The sequence below is a fragment of the Acetobacter cibinongensis genome (genome assembly GCF_000963925.1).
Taxonomy (GTDB): Bacteria; Pseudomonadota; Alphaproteobacteria; order Acetobacterales; family Acetobacteraceae; genus Acetobacter; species Acetobacter cibinongensis.
On the sequence record NZ_BAMV01000017.1, the window covers coordinates 282,125 to 300,438 of the forward strand.

Annotated in this window: 18 protein-coding genes; 5 read left to right on the top strand and 13 right to left on the bottom strand. The window is 52.4% G+C overall.

Going from position 1 to position 18,314, the window contains the following annotated elements:
- Positions 1–5 precede the first annotated feature (5 nt).
- The gene (gene atpC, locus Abci_RS10485; protein WP_048839072.1) at positions 6–413 is read left to right on the top strand and encodes an ATP synthase F1 subunit epsilon; all 408 of its coding nucleotides are present in this window, start codon (positions 6–8) and stop codon (positions 411–413) included.
- Positions 414–497: 84 nt separating this feature from the next.
- Here the strand turns inward: atpC and queF are convergent, their stop codons facing one another.
- On the bottom strand, positions 498–968 hold the full coding sequence (queF, locus tag Abci_RS10490; RefSeq protein WP_048839073.1) for a preQ(1) synthase: 471 nt from the start codon (positions 966–968) through the stop codon (positions 498–500).
- A 125-nt stretch (positions 969–1,093) separates the two neighbouring features.
- On the opposite strand from queF, the gene rnd reads away from it, so the two are divergent.
- A complete protein-coding gene (gene rnd, locus Abci_RS10495; RefSeq protein WP_048839178.1) occupies positions 1,094–2,299 on the top strand; it encodes a ribonuclease D in 1,206 nt (401 codons plus the stop codon).
- 27 nt (positions 2,300–2,326) lie between these two features.
- Here rnd and Abci_RS10500 read toward each other — a convergent pair whose 3' ends face one another.
- Together Abci_RS10500 and Abci_RS14170 are read right to left on the bottom strand one after the other, a co-directional pair.
- A complete protein-coding gene (locus Abci_RS10500; protein WP_048839074.1) occupies positions 2,327–3,325 on the bottom strand; it encodes an adenosine kinase in 999 nt (332 codons plus the stop codon).
- On the bottom strand, positions 3,312–3,650 hold the full coding sequence (locus Abci_RS14170; RefSeq protein ID WP_048839075.1) for a hypothetical protein: 339 nt from the start codon (positions 3,648–3,650) through the stop codon (positions 3,312–3,314). The genes Abci_RS10500 and Abci_RS14170 overlap by 14 nt, the downstream gene beginning before the upstream one ends.
- Here Abci_RS14170 and Abci_RS10505 point away from each other — a divergent pair.
- On the top strand, positions 3,541–4,233 hold the full coding sequence (locus Abci_RS10505; RefSeq protein ID WP_240554544.1) for a bactofilin family protein: 693 nt from the start codon (positions 3,541–3,543) through the stop codon (positions 4,231–4,233). The genes Abci_RS14170 and Abci_RS10505 overlap by 110 nt on opposite strands.
- Before the next feature lie 101 nt (positions 4,234–4,334).
- Here Abci_RS10505 and Abci_RS10510 read toward each other — a convergent pair whose 3' ends face one another.
- From Abci_RS10510 to Abci_RS10520, 3 genes are all read right to left on the bottom strand, one after another.
- On the bottom strand, positions 4,335–4,940 hold the full coding sequence (locus Abci_RS10510; RefSeq protein ID WP_048839077.1) for a GcrA family cell cycle regulator: 606 nt from the start codon (positions 4,938–4,940) through the stop codon (positions 4,335–4,337).
- Positions 4,941–5,265: 325 nt separating this feature from the next.
- Complete coding sequence (arsC, locus tag Abci_RS10515) at positions 5,266–5,622, bottom strand: arsenate reductase (glutaredoxin) (protein WP_048839078.1); 357 nt, start codon at positions 5,620–5,622, stop codon at positions 5,266–5,268.
- 23 nt (positions 5,623–5,645) lie between these two features.
- Positions 5,646–6,107, bottom strand: a complete 462-nt coding sequence (locus Abci_RS10520) for an Lrp/AsnC family transcriptional regulator (protein WP_048839079.1) — start codon at positions 6,105–6,107, stop codon at positions 5,646–5,648.
- Positions 6,108–6,221: 114 nt separating this feature from the next.
- Between Abci_RS10520 and Abci_RS10525 the strand changes: the two genes are divergently transcribed.
- Together Abci_RS10525 and Abci_RS10530 are read left to right on the top strand one after the other, a co-directional pair.
- Positions 6,222–7,688: an aminotransferase class V-fold PLP-dependent enzyme gene (locus tag Abci_RS10525; RefSeq protein WP_048839080.1), complete on the top strand. Its 1,467-nt coding sequence runs from the start codon at positions 6,222–6,224 to the stop codon at positions 7,686–7,688.
- 344 nt (positions 7,689–8,032) lie between these two features.
- Positions 8,033–9,640, top strand: coding sequence for a SulP family inorganic anion transporter (locus Abci_RS10530; RefSeq protein ID WP_244877647.1), 1,608 nt, complete (start codon positions 8,033–8,035; stop codon positions 9,638–9,640).
- 156 nt (positions 9,641–9,796) lie between these two features.
- On the opposite strand, the gene Abci_RS10535 is transcribed toward Abci_RS10530, so the two are convergent.
- The 7 genes from Abci_RS10535 to Abci_RS10565 all read right to left on the bottom strand — a co-directional run bounded on the left by Abci_RS10535 (position 9,797) and on the right by Abci_RS10565 (position 18,217).
- A complete protein-coding gene (locus tag Abci_RS10535) occupies positions 9,797–9,988 on the bottom strand; it encodes a hypothetical protein (RefSeq protein WP_048839082.1) in 192 nt (63 codons plus the stop codon).
- Between the two features lie 16 nt (positions 9,989–10,004).
- Entirely contained in the window at positions 10,005–11,144 is a 1,140-nt protein-coding gene (gene cydB / locus Abci_RS10540; protein ID WP_048839083.1) for a cytochrome d ubiquinol oxidase subunit II, read from the bottom strand.
- Between the two features lie 24 nt (positions 11,145–11,168).
- Complete coding sequence (locus Abci_RS10545) at positions 11,169–12,779, bottom strand: cytochrome ubiquinol oxidase subunit I (RefSeq protein ID WP_048839179.1); 1,611 nt, start codon at positions 12,777–12,779, stop codon at positions 11,169–11,171.
- A gap of 46 nt (positions 12,780–12,825) precedes the next feature.
- On the bottom strand, positions 12,826–14,514 hold the full coding sequence (gene cydC, locus Abci_RS10550; RefSeq protein WP_048839084.1) for a thiol reductant ABC exporter subunit CydC: 1,689 nt from the start codon (positions 14,512–14,514) through the stop codon (positions 12,826–12,828).
- The gene (gene cydD, locus Abci_RS10555) at positions 14,511–16,202 is read right to left on the bottom strand and encodes a thiol reductant ABC exporter subunit CydD (RefSeq protein WP_048839085.1); all 1,692 of its coding nucleotides are present in this window, start codon (positions 16,200–16,202) and stop codon (positions 14,511–14,513) included. The genes cydC and cydD overlap by 4 nt, the downstream gene beginning before the upstream one ends.
- A gap of 272 nt (positions 16,203–16,474) precedes the next feature.
- Positions 16,475–17,251 (bottom strand): sulfite exporter TauE/SafE family protein, encoded by a 777-nt coding sequence (locus Abci_RS10560; protein ID WP_048839086.1) that lies wholly within the window; start codon positions 17,249–17,251, stop codon positions 16,475–16,477.
- Between the two features lie 39 nt (positions 17,252–17,290).
- Complete coding sequence (locus Abci_RS10565) at positions 17,291–18,217, bottom strand: MBL fold metallo-hydrolase (protein WP_048839087.1); 927 nt, start codon at positions 18,215–18,217, stop codon at positions 17,291–17,293.
- Between the last annotated feature and the right edge of the window lie 97 nt (positions 18,218–18,314).

The window sequence follows — 18,314 nt, forward strand, 5'->3', positions numbered from 1 at the left end:
CGTTCATGCCGGTCCAGGTCGAGATTATCAGCCCTGAAAAGGTTCTGGTATCACGGGAAGTAGAAATGGCTGTCATTCCGGGCGCGGAAGGCGATATTGCGGCCATGCCTGACCGCGCTCCCATGATGCTGCTGCTTCGTGGTGGCGTTGTGTCTTTGTATGACAACGGCGCTGTAACAGAGCGCTTCTTTGTTGGTGGTGGGTTTGCTGACATTACGGCAACCCGCTGCACCATTCTGGCAGACCGGGCTGAACCTGTAAGCGAAATCTCTATTGATAACGCAACAGCACAGCTCGAAGCTCTGACGGAAGCATGGGGCAAGGCCGACAAAAACGATATGTCTCGTCTGGATGTTCTGCAGGAAAAAATTCTTGCTGTACGGGCCGAGATCGAGGCCGGGTCTTCCCGCTAAATTAAGTGCTTGTTTTTGCCCGGTTATGATCGGGTCAGCCAAGACGGAAAAAGCCACCTTCGGGTGGCTTTTTTTATGCCCTAATTAGCCACGGCCACGATAGGTCGGTACATCCTGCGAGGGAATCCAGACATCCACCGGGGGTGCGCCGGTTTGCCAGAATACGTCAATGGGAATCCCACCACGCGGGTACCAGTACGCCCCGATACGCAACCAGACAGGGGACAGAAGATCGACAAGGGTTGTGGCTATTTGAATGGAGCATGCTTCATGAAAAGCGCCATGATTCCGGAAGCTGGTCAAAAACAGCTTTAGTGATTTGCTTTCAACAATCCATTTGTCAGGCACATAATCAATGACAAGATGGGCAAAGTCCGGCTGGCTGGTGACCGGGCACAAAGATGTAAATTCAGGTGCCGTAAAACGAACCAGATAATTCCTGTCCGGGTAAGGGGCGGGTACACGTTCCAGAACAGCCTCTTCCGGGCAGCTTGGGGCTGCAATGTTGCGGCCAAGCTGGCTCAGGGCTGCACTGCCATCATCAGGGCGGCTCATAGGGTCTTCCTTTCTTAGCAGAGAAAGGCAGGATGTTGAGGCTTAAGCCTGTTCCGTCAAGCTTTTCCGCTCAAACAGGCGCTGCATCCGCTTCTTTTTCTCTGCAGGTTGTGTATGAAGGATATATGGCTAAATCCTCAGCTTCTGCATTTCCCCAGCCCCGCCTCATTTCCACTACGGAAGATCTGGCAGAAACCCTCTCACGCCTGCGGAGTGAGCGTTTTCTGACCATTGATACCGAGTTCATGCGTGAGCGCACCTATTGGCCCGAACTCTGCCTTGTGCAGATTGGGGGGCTTAAAGAAGTTGTGCTGATTGATGCTGTGGCGGAAGGCTTGGATCTTTCTCCTCTTGCAGAGCTGATGGCCGATACCTCTGTTCTGAAGGTGTTTCATGCTGCGCGGCAGGATTTGGAAATTTTCCTGTACCTGTTTGATGCCCTGCCAAGCCCGGTTTTTGATACACAGGTTGCCGCTATGGTGGCAGGCTATGGTGACCAAGTGGGGTACGATAGTCTCGTTGGGTCTCTGACTGGTCATGCTATTGATAAAAGCCACAGATTTACAGACTGGTCAGCGCGGCCCCTGTCGCCTGCTCAATTGACCTATGCGGCGGGGGACGTGACCTGGCTGCGGCTGGTTTATGAAAAACTCCTGAAAAAACTTGAGAAAGAAAAGCGGCTGGAATGGGTTTCTGCTGAAATGGCAGAACTGGCAGACCCTGCGACCTTCCGCCCTGATCCTGAAAAACAGTGGGAGCGTTTGCGCGCCCGCACCAATAACCGGCGTATGTTAGGGGTGTTGCGTGCAGCCGCAGCCCTGCGTGAGCGTGAGGCTCAGCGCGTCAACGTGCCACGCCAGCGCTTGCTGAAAGATGAAAGCCTGCTGGAAATTGCTGCCACCGCCCCAACCACAATAGAGGCTCTGGCACGTGTGCGTGGTGTATCGCGCGGGTTGGCAGAAGGGCGGACAGGGCAGGCCATGATCGAGGCCGTAAAAAAGGCTCAGGAACTTCCTGATTCTGAATTGCCGAGACTACCAAAGGGAAGAAGCAAAGACGCGGCCCGTCCATCCGGTGCTTTGATGGCTATGTTGAAGGTGCTTTTAGCAACCTGCTGTGAAGAACATGATGTAGCCCCCAAGCTTGTTGCATCACTTGATGAACTGGAAGGCTTAGCCCTCGACCCAACGCAGCCTAACCCCGTGCTATCCGGCTGGAGAAAGCGTGTATTTGGCGATGCCGCACTGTCTTTAAGAAGTGGGGAAATTGCTCTTGCCGTGAAAGACGGGAAAGTGGCGCTTATACCGTGTGGTTCCCCTTCCCAGGACTGAGGGAAGAGGAACAAAAGGATGGGCTGATTAGAAGCCCATTTCCTGCCAGATGTTGGAGAGCGGGCGCGCTCCGACATGAGAAATAATTTCTGAAGCTGCAACAGATGCCAGACGCCCACATTCCGGAAGTGTGCGCCCCGTTGTCAGGCCCGCCAGGAAACCTGCGGCGTAGGCATCCCCAGCGCCTGTTGTATCCACAACCTGAGTGGGTACCGGATCAATTTTCGTGATTTGACCATCATGAATGACAACGCTTCCAAGCCCTGAGCGGGTAAGGGCGGCAAAGGTTGTGTCCTTCAGGGCGTGTTGTGCAGCGGTGTCAAAATTTTCTGTTTCATACAGGGCGCAGATTTCATCTTCATTCGCGAAGAGAATATCAACATGCCCGCGGACCAGATCTAAAAACGCCTGACGGTGGCGGCCAACACAGAAGGGGTCAGAGAGAGAAAGTGCAACCTGACGGCCATTCTGGTGTGCCAGTGTTGCCGCGCGGCGGAACGCTTCCTGAGCATGTGGCGGGTCAAACAGATACCCTTCCAGATACACAATGCGTGAGGCCGCGATTGTGCTCTCCAGAACGTCGTCTGGTGTAAAGTGCGTGCAGGCCCCTAAATAGGTTGCCATCGTACGCTGGCCGTCCGGAGTTACCATTACCACGCAACGTGCAGTTGGCAGGTTGTCGTGCACATGACCGTCCAGCGGCGTAGAGGGGAAGGTAATACCGTTTTCCCGTAGATCCTGCGCAAATTTTTCACCAGATGGGTCACGGGCTACTTTGCCCAGATAGGCAACGCGGGCCCCAAACTGTGCCGCAACAACGCAGGTATTAGCGGCAGAACCCCCACCCATAACCCGCTCGGTTTTCAGGTTGGCGGTAATGGCATCAGCACGGGCAGCATCAATTAATGTCATGCTGCCCGGTGTCAGATTTTGCTGTTCCAGAAAGGCAGGATCAACATGGGCCAGAATGTCGGTGATGGCATTGCCAATGCCCAGAATATCGTAAGTAATCTCAGAAGCCGTCATGACAGGTATATTTTCCCGAAAAAAAATGACTGTATCGGCTCTTCCGGTACCCTGCTGCCACAAAAAGGGCAACACTAAGCCGTATGCAGTCCTTGCCGCCACATTTGGTGGCTGTATAACATTTGAAGATGCCAGCTAGGTGTTTTACTGCAAACATCTGGCGGTAGTCGTAAAACCGCTGTCTTGAAAAGGCAGCCAGCATGGCGGGGGTGTTCTTGTTCAAGAGACGCAAACCTGAAGAAACCAAACCGGCCGCATCCAGTTCTGGGCAGAGTGCCAGCCAGCCGGGCGCTGGCAGCAACCCAGCGGGTGCTTTCGGTTCCATTTTCCCATCCTCATCGTCCCCAGCCGGTTCTCCGTCGCCTGCTTCTGGCAGCCCGACTCCGGCTTCCCATCCTGCTACAGCAAAGGAGACCTCTATGGGTCGCGCGCCACTTCCCCCCGGTTCCCCCCTTTCCCCCAACGCATCCGTACCCCCTATTCCGGGTGCAGGACGTGGTTTGCCGCAGCAGGCACAGCCAAAAAAAGATGTGCCTGAGCAGCGCACTCTTGTTGTGGGTCGCGGCATTAGCGTGCAGGGCACCGTGCAGGACGCAGAACGCCTGGTGGTTGAAGGTACAGTTGAATCCAGCATGATCTCAGCCAAAGAACTGGTTGTGATGCCGGGTGGCCTGTTCCGCGGTGGTGTGGAAGTTGAAAATGCTGAAATTGCAGGCACCGTTGACGGCACCCTGACTGCTCGTGGCAGCCTGACGCTGCGTGCAACGGGGCGTCTGCTTGGTAAGGCAGCGTGTCGTCGCCTTAAGGTGGAAGATGGTGGCCAGATCAGCGGTCAGCTTGAAATGCTGAAAGACGATAATGGTGCCGCCACGCCAGCCCCAGCCGCTGAAAAAAGCGCCGAAAGCTGAGATATCAGGTCTGAGGGGTGTGGCGATGACTTTCCCCTGTATGGAGTTGCTTCCATCAGGGGAAAGGGGCGCCCCAGCCTTGGGGTACCCTCTTTAAAAATTCAGGCTACGTTATCGCGTCTGTCACGCAGTTTGACGTAAGCAATCTGTGCATGTTCGGCACAGTAAGGCTTCCCCGGGAGTGGGGTTGCTCCACAAAAATGAAAACCCGGTGTGCCGGGGTCACCAATCGGCCAACAGCAGGATGGGCCACGGCGCTTTTTGGGTTCAGCGTCCGAAATGCGGCTTAGCGCAGGTTTGGAGCGTGACTGTGCACGGGGTGCCGCGGCGGGTTTTTCTGGTTTGGCAGCAACTGCTGCTTTAGGTGCCGCTTCCGGCTTGGGGGCAGGTGGGACCACAGCGCTTACGGGCTTTACGGCCTCGTCTATCGCTTTGGGGGCTGCATCTGCGGTAACAGGGGTTTTGGCGGCAATAGCGTCCGGCTTGTCCGTTACGGGTGCTTCAACAGGAGCTACTTTGGTCGCTTCAGCAACGGGCTTTTTCTCGCTCCGACGAATAGGCGACGGGCGGGGCGGCAAGCCAAGGCGATGCGCCTTGCCGACAACCGCATTTTTGGTGATGGAGAGTCTACGGCCAATTTCGGCTGTTGAAAGACCTTCTGCCCACAGCTCCCTGAGCCGGGAGATCGTTTCCTCGGTCCACTCCATTCACAGCCACCTTTTCACTTTGTCCCGAACGGCAGAAGCTAAATGCTTCTTTGGGAACGCATACTAGTGGCTGAACGCTTCTACCTCAAGGACTAAGCCATAAAATCCTGTCGCGAGGTCTGAAATGGCGTCAGATCACGCCATTGCATGTGGGGAGGCATTTTTCTGCTGCCGCGTTTGAGACCTGGTCATTAACCGCTGACAAGAGGCACTTTTAGGGCAACGGCGAGGCACAGATAGGCTGGTCAAAGCCGAACTATGTCACGCCAATCAAAGCGCCTCGCTCTGGTGCAGAACGCTTTCCGTACAAAGCGCCCGGCCTGTTTCAGGATTTTGGCAAGATTTCCAGCACAAGTTCCTTCGGTCTGCATGCCCGTGTTCCGAGCGGCGAGGTCACAACCGGCCGGTTTAAAAGCTCAGGATGGGCAGCTATAGCGTCCAGAATAGTGTCATCAGACACTGTTGGGGAAGCCAGACCGAGTTTTTCGTAAAGCTCTCCTTTTTCACGTAGGAGAGCTCTGACAGGTTGGCTACTGGTGGCGGCCAGTTGGGCCAATGTATCCCGGCTGGGAGGCGTTTTGAGGTAAAGCACAACCTCGGGCGTTATGCCTGCGTCCTCAATCATGGCCAGAACAGCGCGGGATGTACCACAGGCCGGATTATGGTAGAGAGTAACCGTCATCAAGAAATATCCTGATAGGAATGTTAAAGAGGTAGTGGGCGATTATCCGCAATGGCTTCCATAGCCATGTAGGATGTCACGGTATCCAAGTCGATATGTTCAATCATTCTTCTGTAAATAGTGTCAAATGCATTCATGTCTTTGGCGACTATTTTCAACATATAGTCATAGTCTCCGGCAATACGGTAAAAATCGACAATATTGGGAATAGAGAGAACAACTTTTTTGAAATTATCCAGCCATTCTTTTGCATGATGCCGTGTCTTGACCAGCACAATGACGGTCAGGTCCATTTCTATGCTGGCACGATCCAGCACAACGGTTTGGCCGCGCAGAATGCCCGCAGCTTTTAAGGCCTGTAGTCGTCGCCAGCAGGCATTTTGTGACATACCGACCTTTTCAGCCAGATCCCTCTGGGAAAGCGAGGCATCCTGCTGCAAGGTACGCAACAAGGCGCGGTCTAGATGATCTAGTTTAAGGCTCATAAGCGATCATATGATCTGATTTTTGAGCAATCAAGCAGGAAATTGGGTAAGTTATTGGGGCGTGAGCCCGGTAGTCTGTGTGAACTCTCACTCCCTCATGACGGCTTGTTGATCATGCATACTCCAGAAACGCTTTTCCCCCGGTTTGCTGCTTCACTCCAGCAGGATGCGATTGTGCAGCGCCTTGGAGCGGATGTCATAGGCGATGGTATGCCAATAGAGGGGCCATACGGTGTGGTTCCCCTGATCTATGCAGACTATGTGGCATCAGGCCGGGCGTTGGGCATGATAGAGCAGACCATCGCGCAGGATGTATTGCCTTATTACGCGAACAGCCACACGGAAGCTTCCCTATGCGGACAGGTTATGAACCGTCTGCGTCACGCAGCACGGCAGACCATTGCGCGGTTATGCGGGGCGGAGCATGGCTACGCGACCATTTTTGCGGGCAACGGTGCTACGGCGGGCCTGAATAAGCTGGTTCACTTATTGGGTGTGACGGCAGCCGTTAAAGCCGGACAAAAGCCTTTGGTGCTGATGGGGCCATATGAGCACCACTCCAACATTCTGCCGTGGCGTGAGAGCGGTGCCAGCTTGATAGAACTGGCCGAAGCGCCAGAAGGTGGCCCAGACATGCAGCAGTTGGAAGATTGTCTGCGGAATGCCGGGGCGGGCCGTTTGGTCATTGGCGCATTTTCAGCGGCATCCAACGTCACGGGAATTGTCACGGATGTTGATAAAGTCACAAGGCTTTTGAAATCATACGGGGCAAAATCGGTTTGGGATTATGCCGGGGCTGGGCCGTATCTGCCTATTTCCATGCAGGCTGGGACCGAGTGTGAAAAAGATGCTGTGGTTATCTCCACACATAAATTCATTGGGGGGCCGGGCGCATCTGGTGTGCTTATTGTGCGGGATGCGGCGGTTGAGGTGTCCTGCCCCAGTGCGCCGGGTGGTGGCACTGTAAAATTTGTTTCTCCGTGGGGGCATGATTACTCAGCTAACCTCGTGGCACGGGAAGAGGCGGGTACGCCAGATATTATTGGCAATATTCGTGCAGCACTCTGCTTTATGGTGAAAGATGCCATTGGCCAGACTTACATGGCTGAGCGTAATGCGGCTCTTTACCAGAAGGCGTATAAAAGTTTGAGCGCCAATCCCCATATTCAGGTTTTGGGAAATGCCAAAGCTGACCAGCACTTGCCCATCTTCTCTTTTCGAATAAAGGATGATGCAGGCATGCTTGTGCATCATCAGCTTTTTACGCGTATGCTGTCTGACCGGTATGGTATTCAGGCCCGGGGCGGCTGTGCCTGTGCTGGTCCATACGCGCATAGATTGCTCGGGATAGAGGAAGAGCAGTCCCGTGCGTTACATGCTGTTATTCAGGCAGGTCAGGAATTGGAAAAACCTGGCTGGGTGCGACTAAATTTCAGCGTTCTCATGAGTGATGAGAAAGTGGAGTATATTCTTTCTGCTGTAAATGAACTGGCTGACATGGCGCGTGACGTAGGGAGCAGCTATCACTGCGATGCTGCCACAGCACGTTTTCGCTATGACGTTGCCCAAGCAGCAGAGTGACGCAGAAGCGTGCTGGAATTATTTGCCCAACAAGCAGTAAAAATCTCATACTTTCATGGTGGTCGATGAGAAGCCCGACTTTGGGAGCTAACTACATCCTAGTTTTTACGAAGCAATATTTATAAATTCTATTCTGCTTCCGTAGTATTGAATAGGGCTGTGTAAAGAGAGAACTTCCTCTTTAAACAGCTCTTTTTTGTTTGATACGGCAGGATGATATACTGTGCCACGTAGTCAAGACGATTAAGTGTTAAGCGAGTGGCGGTATGGATATACAGGGTAGAGCAGGAGCCATGTGGCGTAGGCTAAGTGGGTTGCGGCACAAAGACAGCAGAAAGCAAGCCATGCAGGATGCGCTTGCTGGTCTTTCCTTGGCGTCCATGACCATTCCGCAAGTTCTGGGCTATGCCCGTATTGCAGGTATGCCTGCCGTCACGGGGCTTTATACAGTTCTTTTGCCACTTATGGCATTTTCCGTGTTCGGGTCGTCCCGTCATCTTGTGGTGGCGGCAGATTCTGCAACGGCTGCCATTTTTTCCAGCTCTCTGTCCGAAATCGCTTCCCCCCAAACGGCTTATTATACAGAGCTGGTTGGTATGGTGGCTCTACTAAGTGGGGCTCTTCTGCTTGTTGCCCGTTTTTTCAAATTAGGTTTCCTTTCAGATTTTCTTTCACGGACCGTTCTGGCTGGCTTTATGGCAGGGGTGGGTGTTCAGGTCGCCTTGGCCATGCTGGCTGATATGCTGGGCGTTGTTGTGCATACGCGTAATTCCCTGCGACAGGCTTACCAGTTGGCTCTGGCATTGCCGCACGTGGTACCGTTTGCCGTGTGTCTGGCTATCGCCACGAGTAGTGTTCTATGGCTTGGGGAGCGCTGGTGCAAACAGGTGCCGTGGTCGCTGGCAGTTGTTGTAGCTGGCATCACTATGGGGTGGCTTTACCCCTTGCAGGCTTATGGCGTGCATCTTGTAGGGCCAATAACTGCGGGCCTGCCTTCTTTACATATTCCCCGTGTGGCATGGGATGACATGCTGGCTCTTCTGCCTGTTGCGACATCATGTGTGTTTGTCATGATTGCACAAAGTGCAGCAACAGCCAGAGCGGCTGCGGATAGTTTTGATGAAACTGTTGATGAAAACAAGGATATTCTCGGCTTAAGTCTGGCCAATGCCTGCGCCGCGTTAACCGGCGCCTTTGCGGTTAACGGAAGCCCCACACAAACAGCCATGGCAATAAAAGCAGGGGCCAGAAGCCAGATGGCCCAGGGTATTTTTTCACTGATTACCTTATCTGTGCTTCTGTTTTTGACAAAGCCACTACAATATCTGCCGCATTGTATTCTGGCGGCTATCGTTTTTAATGTTGGCGTTGGCATGATAAGGCTGCGTGTTCTTGATGCCATACGTCGTGAGAGCCCCGGGGAGTTCTGGTTGGCCGTCATGACAGGTTTGACGGTTGTGTGTTTAGGGGTGGAGCAGGGTATTTTTGCCGCTATTGCCCTCTCTCTTTTCCGGCATGTGCGGCATAGTTATCTCCCACATACACAAGTTTTAAAAAAAGACCCTGTAACAGGTCTGTTTGAGGCAGAGCCTGTAAAAACAGGAAGTTTTTCCGAACCCGGAATAGTGATTTATCGTTTCTCGGCTGATATTTTTTATGCCAATAGCACCAGATTTGCTGATGATATTATGCTTCTGGTTCAGCCTGGATTAAAAAGCATTGTCATTGATGCCAGTGCAATTACGGATATTGATTATTCCGCAGCAGTGGTTGTTCGTAAGTTGCTTCAGGATTTGGTGCAGCGGAATATCTGCATTATTTTTGGCCGTGTCAGCGTTTATCTGAAATCAGATATGGACCGCCATTTTATTTCTCAAATTGTTGGGGAGAGTAATATTTTCCCGCAGCTTCATACTGCGTTGTCAGAAGCCCGTCGTCATGTTCAGAAATAAGTGTGAACATGACGACAGAAGCTTGTGAGGCTTGTTCTGTCAGAACAAAGTTATTTTATGGGAAAAAACGCTTCCCGAAAAGGTATGCAGCACAAAAAACTGTAAGATAAATAAAGGGAATAAACAAAATTATTCCTTCTATATCTCCTAACATGATTATACCTCCCTATCCTGAGATGAGTCCATTTGGGCGTCAAACAGAACAGCGCCTGCACCCGAAACCAGAATAATCATGACAGTGCCAATAACCCATGCAAAGTACCACGGGCCTTGGTCACCAACAAAAACAGCAAACAGCAAAGCCACAACAAGCGTTAAGGCCAGACCGGCTAGACGGAGCAGCAACATGACACGTCCTCCTGTATTAGTAACTATGGGAGTCATGAATGATATCAGCCGTGCGCACCTTGCCGCGCATGACATAGTAGCACCATGATGTGTAAGACAGAATGATAGGCACAAAAATAAGAGCAACAACCAGCATGCAGGACAAACCATAAGCACTGGCACTACTGTTCCAGATAGTCAGGCTTTGGTCCGGTGCGGTTGTGGATGGCATGAAGAAAGGGAACATGGCGGCAGCAACCGTGCCAATAGTGCCAACCCAGGAGCCAAGGCCAATCCACCATGCGGCTACTGATTTGCCAAAATAGGCGGCACAGGCTCCGGCTACCATGCAGAACAGGCCAAGAGCAGGCACCAGCCACAAAATGGGGTGTTGTGTGAAATTATGCAGCCATGCTCCGGCTGTATGTAGCACATGCTGCCCATGAAGCGGGTTGGCTGGCATGGCAGGGTTTACATCCCCTATCAGAACAAAACCCTTCTGCTGGCTTATGAAAACCCCGCCTATAGCGAACAGAACCGCAGCAACAAGGCCACCACGTACAGCATAGCGCTGTGCTCTGTCATAAAGCGGGTTTTCACTCCGGAGCATCAGCATGACGCCACCCTGATACACGCTGAGCGCCACAGACATCAGGCCGCACAGAATAACAAAGGGGCTGAGCAGATAGGAGAAGAACGAACTATCCTGATAATACTGACCGTTCCAGCCAAAATGGTAGCCAACGCCTTCCAGAATATTGCCGAAGGCAGCACCATAAATGAACATCGGCAGAAAACCGGATACCAGAAAAACCCAGTCCCAACTTGCGCGCCAGAGAGTGCTATCTGCCTTGGAGCGGTATTCAAAAGCAACAGGCCGTAAAATCATGCTGAACAACAGCAGAATCATAACCACGTAAAAAACAGAAAAAGACGTGGCGTAAAGGGTCGGGAATGCCGCAAAAATTGAACCCCCACCCAAGATAAACCACACCTGGTTACCGTCCCAATGCGGGCCAATAATGTTGAGGGCCGTCCGGCGCTCTCCATCATTGCGGCCAACAAAGCGCAGTAGGGTGCCAACGCCCATGTCCATACCAACCATAAGCCCCAGACCTATGAGAAGAATGCACAGGATGGCTGCCCAAACCAGTTTGAGAATAGCGTAAAGTTCCATAACAGGCCCTTTCTTGTGGCAGGATTATTCTGCTGCCGGGGCAGGCTGTGTTGCGTGAAGATAAGCCGGTTCCGCATTGCCATGCGCACTGCCGTGCTCTTCCGGGCCAAGCCGTGCGAACTTGAACATCAGGTAAAGTTCAGCAGCAATGAAAATGCTGTAAAGCACCGTAAAGCCTGCAAGAGAGAACAGCATGTAAGAGGTGCTGTGCGTGGAAGCTGACATGAAGGTTGGCAGCTTGTTAAACACAGTCCATGGCTGGCGGCCTGCTTCTGCCGTAATCCACCCGAATTCCGTAGCCAGAATGGGCAGCGGGATAGACCACATGCACAGGCGGAGCAGCAGTTTGTTGCGTTCAAGTTTATTCTTGAGGCTCAGGTAGGCGGAAATGGCAAACAGAGCAAAGAAGTAGAGTGCGAGGAACACCATCAGGCGGAAAGCCCAGAAGGTTACAAAAACATTCGGAAGAATGTCGGGTTTTGTTTCCTCTACAACCTGATCAAGCGCTGTCGCGGGGATGGCCGTAACGTCCTGATTGGGGGCGTGGCGGGTGGCCAGAAAACCAAAGCCCATATCGCCTTCATGAGCATGGAAAATATCCAGGTCAGACTGCTGGTGTGTTTCACCGTAACGGCGCAAAGCTGATACGGCTTCAATGCCAGAGCGGATACGCGGGCCAGCGGCGTCCTGTAATTCATGCAGGCCGGTGATGGGGGTATTGAATTCGTGCGTGATAAGAGGCGTTAAAACGAATGGAACACCAATTTCAAAATGGTTTTCCTGTTTTGCGTCATCAGGGAGGGCCGCAAGAATCCAGGGTTCATATGGCGGTTTGCTGGTGTGCCAAAGGCCTTCAATAGCCGCAATTTTAGTAGGCTGTTTTTCATAATCCATACGGCCGAGAACGTCACCAAGAGTAATGACGGCGACGGTAGAGATAATGCCAAACAGGGCTGCCATACGGAAGGAACGCGCCGCAAACTCTTTGTGCTGACCGCGCAGAATGTAGAACGCGCTAATACCCATCACAAACAAGGCTGCGGAGACATATCCGGCAACGGATGTATGAACGAATTTGGATTGGGCATCCGGGTTGAACACAACGCTGACAAAGCTGTCAAACTGCATGCGCATGGTGTCTGGGTCAAAATGCGCACCTTCGGGCACATTCATGCTGGCGTTTGCAACCAGAATCCACAAGGCAGAGAGGTTGGAGCCAAGTGCTACCAGATAGGTGATGGCCAGATGGGCAGGTTTGCTCAAACGGTCCCAGCCAAAAAACATCAGCCCAACAAAGGTTGATTCCATAAAGAAGGCCATAAGTCCTTCAATAGCCAGCGGCGTGCCAAACATGTCCCCAAAGAAGCGGGAATACATGGACCAGTTGGTGCCAAATTCGAATTCCATGGTAATGCCCGTTGCAACACCAATGGCGAAGTTAATTCCAAAAAGTTTGCCCCAGAACTGGGCCATATCTTTGTAAACTTTGCGCCCGGTCACCACATAGACGGTTTCCATGGCGGCAAGCATGAAAGTGAGCCCCAGCGTCAGCGGGACAAACATGAAGTGATACAATGCGGTCAGTGCAAACTGAAAACGCGAAAGATCAACAACAGTCGGGTTGATAAGATCCATTTTAAAAACCTTTACTAAGAAGAAAAACCAGAAAAATTTTGTTAGATCATGGTTTTTTCTCCTCGCTGGGGCAGAAGGCATCATCCTGAATACGGAGCACTCTTGTCATAAAAGGCAGGACTGCTGCCCTATGTGTCATGCAAAGCAGCGTAGCATCCGGTCTGGCCGCTATGAGCTGCTCAAGCAGATGTTGCTCTGTTGTGGCATCAAGCCCTTCTGTGGGTTCATCCAGAATAATCCATGGCGTCTTGCGCAAAAGTGCCTGAGCAATACTCAGGCGTTTGGCCTGACCACCGGAAAGCTGCAAACCTTCGTCTCCCACAAAGCTGTCCAGACCATTGGGGGCTGTTGCCAGGAAGTCGGTAAGCTGCACGGTATGGAGTGCGGCTACCATGTCCTCTTCTGTAGAGGCAGGGTTTGCAAAAAGAAGGTTGTCCCGCACTGTGCCGTTGAACAGATGAAAGTCCTGGCCAGCAACGCTTATGACCTGAGCAAGGTCTTCAGGCGTGCGTGTATGTACATCGCTACCGCCTAACAGAATGCGGCCTGACTGAAGGGGATAAAACCCGAACAACATGCTAATAAGGCTGCTTTTTCCGCATCCTGAAGGGCCAGTTATGGCAACACGCTCGCCCTGTTTTACGCAGAGCGTGGCGTGATGGAAAATATCCTGCTCCTGACCGGAATAGCGGAAACAGATATTTTCAAACTGAAGAGATGAATAATCCGAAAAAGCTTTATCGTTGGATGTGCTTTTTGCAGTCGTATTGCTGAAACATGCATCTTCAAGGCGATCGAATGCACGGTGGACCTGAGCAAGCGTTTTCTGCGCTGTGGGGAGGGGGGACATGACATCAAAAGCTGCCAACCCGCCCAGAACCAGCATGGGAACTTCAGGGAGCGTGAGAAGATGGGCCTGAAAATCCTTAACTGCAAAGAAAAGAATGCAGAGCGCTGTAAGTGTCGCGCAAAATGCAATGAGGCTACTTGCGCCGTTTTCCAAAGCAGCGAGGTGACGCTTTGTTGCTGATAACTCAGCCTGACACTGCATGATGACGCTCTGTTGGTGAAAGCTGGCACCAAGGGACAAGCTTTCCCCTATGGCGGTAATGGTGTCTGCCAGTTCACTTTGAATACGGCTTTGCGTTGCTGATAGACGGTCAGACAAAGTAGCGCATCGTGCTTTTATGGCGCCCGCTATAACGATGCAGAGTAAAAGGGCAACAGCAAGAGTGATGGCGCAGTGAAAAGAAAAAATTGCAGTGATAGCAATGAAGAAAATACCACACACACATGCTCTTATGAAGGGAATCAGCACATCTGTGTAATATTGTCCCGCAGTATCGGTGTCGGTGACAAAGCGGGCCAGGAGGTCCCCACCACGCTGCGCATGTAAAATGGCGGGTGCCTGCGGAGCAATACGGCCATAACAGGCAACCCGCAACTGGCCTATGATGCGCAATGCACCATCATGCGTAACAAGCCGCTCCCCATACCGGGCAAGAATACGCATCATGGCAAAGAAGCGTACGCCCGTTGCAGGCAGCACCATGTTAAAGGCTTGCTGTGCAGCCAGACCGGCCAGACCTGCACAGGCCGCACCCGCCAAGAGCCAGCCTGATAAAAACAGAAGGCCAAAATTGGCTAAAGCTGCAAGACAAGCCAGAATGGCACCAAAGGCAAGCTGCCGTTGTGCTGCGCGGGATAACGTAAAAAAGGCGCGGAACAGGGTCATGCTACAGCCCTTTCACGGAAAGACGTGACATGGCCTTGTGAAACATACAGCACCTGATCGGCATGGCTGATAAGAGTGTCCTGATGTGTGGCTGCAATAACAATGCAGTCACGGGCACAACGGCTCAGGGTTTGCGTAATGCTGGCAGTGCTTTCGCTATTCAGGTGCGCTGTCGGTTCATCCACGCACAATATATCTGGTTTTCCTAAAAGAGCGCGTGCCAGAGCTAATCTTTTTAGTTGTCCGCCAGAAAGGGAGGAGCCCCGTTCCCCCACCTGAGTCTCAAACCCATGCGGGAGGGACTGGATGAAGGGCAGAATATCAGCTTGCTCGGCTACGTGGTGCAGATCCGCCAAGGACGCATGGGGCGCAGCAAGACGAAGGTTTTCCGCAATTGTGCCAAAAACAAGGAGGGGGCGTTGTGGCACCCACGCCATACGACAATTCTGTAACGCGATGCTCTGGCCATTCTGGTCAAAAGCTGCGCAGGTATCAGAAGATAGTGGCAGAAAGCCGAGAACGGCCCGGAGCAGAGTGGTTTTTCCTGCGCCACTTTCCCCCACCAACACTGAAAGTTGGCCTTTGTAGAAGGTTGCCGTTACACAGTTGATCTGCTCTGTTTTGCCAGTCGCATATCCGGCAGATAGCATATGACAGGAGAGCGCCTCTACGCTGCCTGCGTGTTTGGGCTGTTCAGTGCCATAACGTGCTGCGGCATAGGCAGGAAGGGTGAACAGATCAGCTAAACGTTTTGCCGCAGCATTGGCATTTTGCCTTGCATGGTAGCTGGCAGAAAATGCGCGCAATGGCATAAAATACTCTGGTGCCAGCAACAGAACCAGAAAAGCAGACCGAAAATCTGCTGTGCCAGACAGCAGGCGTGCGCCAAAAATGACAGCGACTAAGGCAATGGAGAGGCTGGCAAAAAACTCCAGCACAGCAGAGGTCAGAAACGCAATACGCATGACCGAGAGCGTTGCCAGCCGGTGTGCCTCGGTTTGGGCTGTCATGGCTTTTATGCTGTTCTGAGTTTGTGCAAATAGCCTGACGGTGCGCAAACCTTTCAGATAGTCCATGAAGCTGGACCCCATAAGCACCAGTTGCACCCATTGGCGGTCCATAACGCTTTGTGCGCTATACCCCACCAGAGCCATAAAAAGCGGTACCAAGGGGCCCGTGCAGGCCAGAACCACAAAACTCCACCCATCCAGCGCAAAAACACGTGCCAGAATAAAGAGGGGTAAAACCACCATCATGGCAGCCCGTGGAATATATTGGGCAAAATAGGGCTCAAGAGCCGTAGTGGCCTCCGTCAGGGTGGTAACAAGTTGCCCTGTGGGTTGGGTGGCGGACCCAACAGGCCCAGCGCGGAAAAGGTGCTTTAGCCCATCTTGTTGAACAGAAGCGCTAATGCGCAGCCCAGCTTCTGTGCCAGCCATGTCCGCCAGCCATTGCAGAACCAGAAATCCTGCACTGAAAGCAATTACTTTTAAAAAATCGCTTTCAACTGAGGTGAGTGGTTGACCCTGAAAAGTGAGGTCATCGACAAGGTGGGCCAGTAATGAAAGCTGCCATACAAACAGAATGGCCGCGCCACTCCCTAAAGCGACCGATGCACCAAGCAGACCTCTGGCCCGACGGGTGAGCCCCGAAAGCTGCCACTGTGTTTGAGACTGTGAGGACTGCATGGAATGCGCCTGACCCTGCATAAAGCGCTGGAAAGCATCACAACACTTTATTGAAAAAATAAAGTATGGAAAAAATATTCATAAAAACATTAAGTGTCAAGCAATCTGATGGCTTTAGATCAACTTTAAGAGATCTTCAAATGTCGGGATATGGAAAGGAAAACTCAAAAAAATGATTAAAAACAATGTTTTGACGTTTATTTCGACAAAAAGAAAGGCAGCTATGATGCTGCCTAACACTTTCATATAAATATTAAATATTGGTATTGGTTTTAGCGGAGACTCTGCCAGATCATGTAGCCAGCAACGCAGAAGATGACTGTCGCAAAAAAGAGGATCAGGGTGCCTTTGGAGCGGGCCATGCGCCGAGCAACCTGTGTGCCCAAGACGCTACCAATGGCTCCCCCAAAAATGAACAGGGCGGCAAGCTGCCAGTCTATGTAGCCGGAAATCATGTAACTGAGGGCTGTGCTGAAACCAAAAGCTGAGACAGCCACAAGAGAAGTGCCAACAGCATTCAGTATGGGCATGCCGGTTGAGGCAATGAGCCCCGGCACAATGAGAAAACCGCCGCCGATACCAAAGAAGCCGGAGAGCAGGCCGGTGCCAAGGCCAAACCCGGCCACTTTTCCAGCATTGTTGCGGTTACAACTGGCGCCAGGGCAGCCCTCATTGCGGCGGCCACGGATCATGATGATGGCAACACCAATCATGAGAATGGCGAAGCAGAGGAGGAGGTGTTTGCCGTCAACAGCCTTACCCGCAGTGGCGCCAAGGAAGGCCCCGACAATGCCGCAGGAGGCATAGATTGCCGCGCAGCGCCATTTGACTGTGTGGGCGCGTGCGTGTTGCGCCAGCCCCACCAAAGCGTTGACCGCAACGGCTAGAGCGCTTGTGCCTAGCGCAACATGAGGGTTGGTCACACCCACCAGATAAACCATGAGGGGCACAGCAAGAATGGAGCCACCCCCACCAATCAGCCCCAAGGTAAAGCCCACTAACATGCCGGAAAATATTTCTAGAACAGTATGAAGAAGAGACGCTGACATGATGTGGGCCTAGTGTGGGTGGGAGTGGGGACGAGATACTTAGAGTTTATTGATAGGAATTTTTATATAGCTTACGCCGTTCTCTTCTGGTTCGGGCATGTGGCCGCCCCGCATATTGATCTGCACGGATGGCATGATCAGGTTGGGGAGAGAGAGCTTGGCATCTCGCGTTGTGCGCATTTGCACAAATTCGTCTTCCTGTGCGCCGTCATACACATGAATATTGCCTGCGCGTTCAGCGCCAACCGTTGTTTCCCACGCAAATGTATCGCGCCCCGGTGCCTTGTAATCGTGGCACAGGAAGAGGCGTGTCTGGTCAGGAAGGCTGAGAAGGCGGCGAATGGAGCGGAACAGCATGCGGGCATCGCCGCCCGGAAAGTCTGCTCTGGCGGTGCCGTAATCGGGCATGAACAGGGTGTCACCAATAAAAGCGGCATCCCCGATAATAAAGGCCATGTCCGCAGGGGTGTGGCCCGGAACATGCAGGGCTATGGCATCCAGTGCACCAACCTTGAACTGGTCTCCATCACGGAAAAGATGGTCAAACTGTGAGCCATCGCGTGCAAAGGGGGTGCCAGCGTTGAAGATTTTGCCAAAGACCTCCTGAACGCGCACAATATCCGCACCGATGCCGAGTTTGCCGCCCAGTTGTTCCTGTAACCAAGGGGCGGCGGACAGGTGGTCAGCGTGGGCATGGGTTTCAAGTTGCCAGGCAACGCTCAGCCCTTCGGCTTTGACATAGGCGACAATCTGCTCGGCAGAAGTATGCTTGGTGCGGCCTGATGCCGCCTCATAGTCCAGCACGCTGTCGATAATGACGGCTGTTTTGGTGCTGGGGTCATGGACGACATGGCTGGCGGTGAAGGTGGTTTCGTCAAAAAAAGTTTTGACTACAGGTTTGAGGCCGGGCTCGCGTTCGGCTTTCAGAATTTGAGCTGTTGCCGTGGCCAGAGGCGAATCCGTCATCTTTGGCACCCTTACAGTTTAAGATTTAATATAAATGTGTATATCATATTTCATTAAATACGAAACCATCTTGCGTCAAGCACGCCAATCCGCTTAA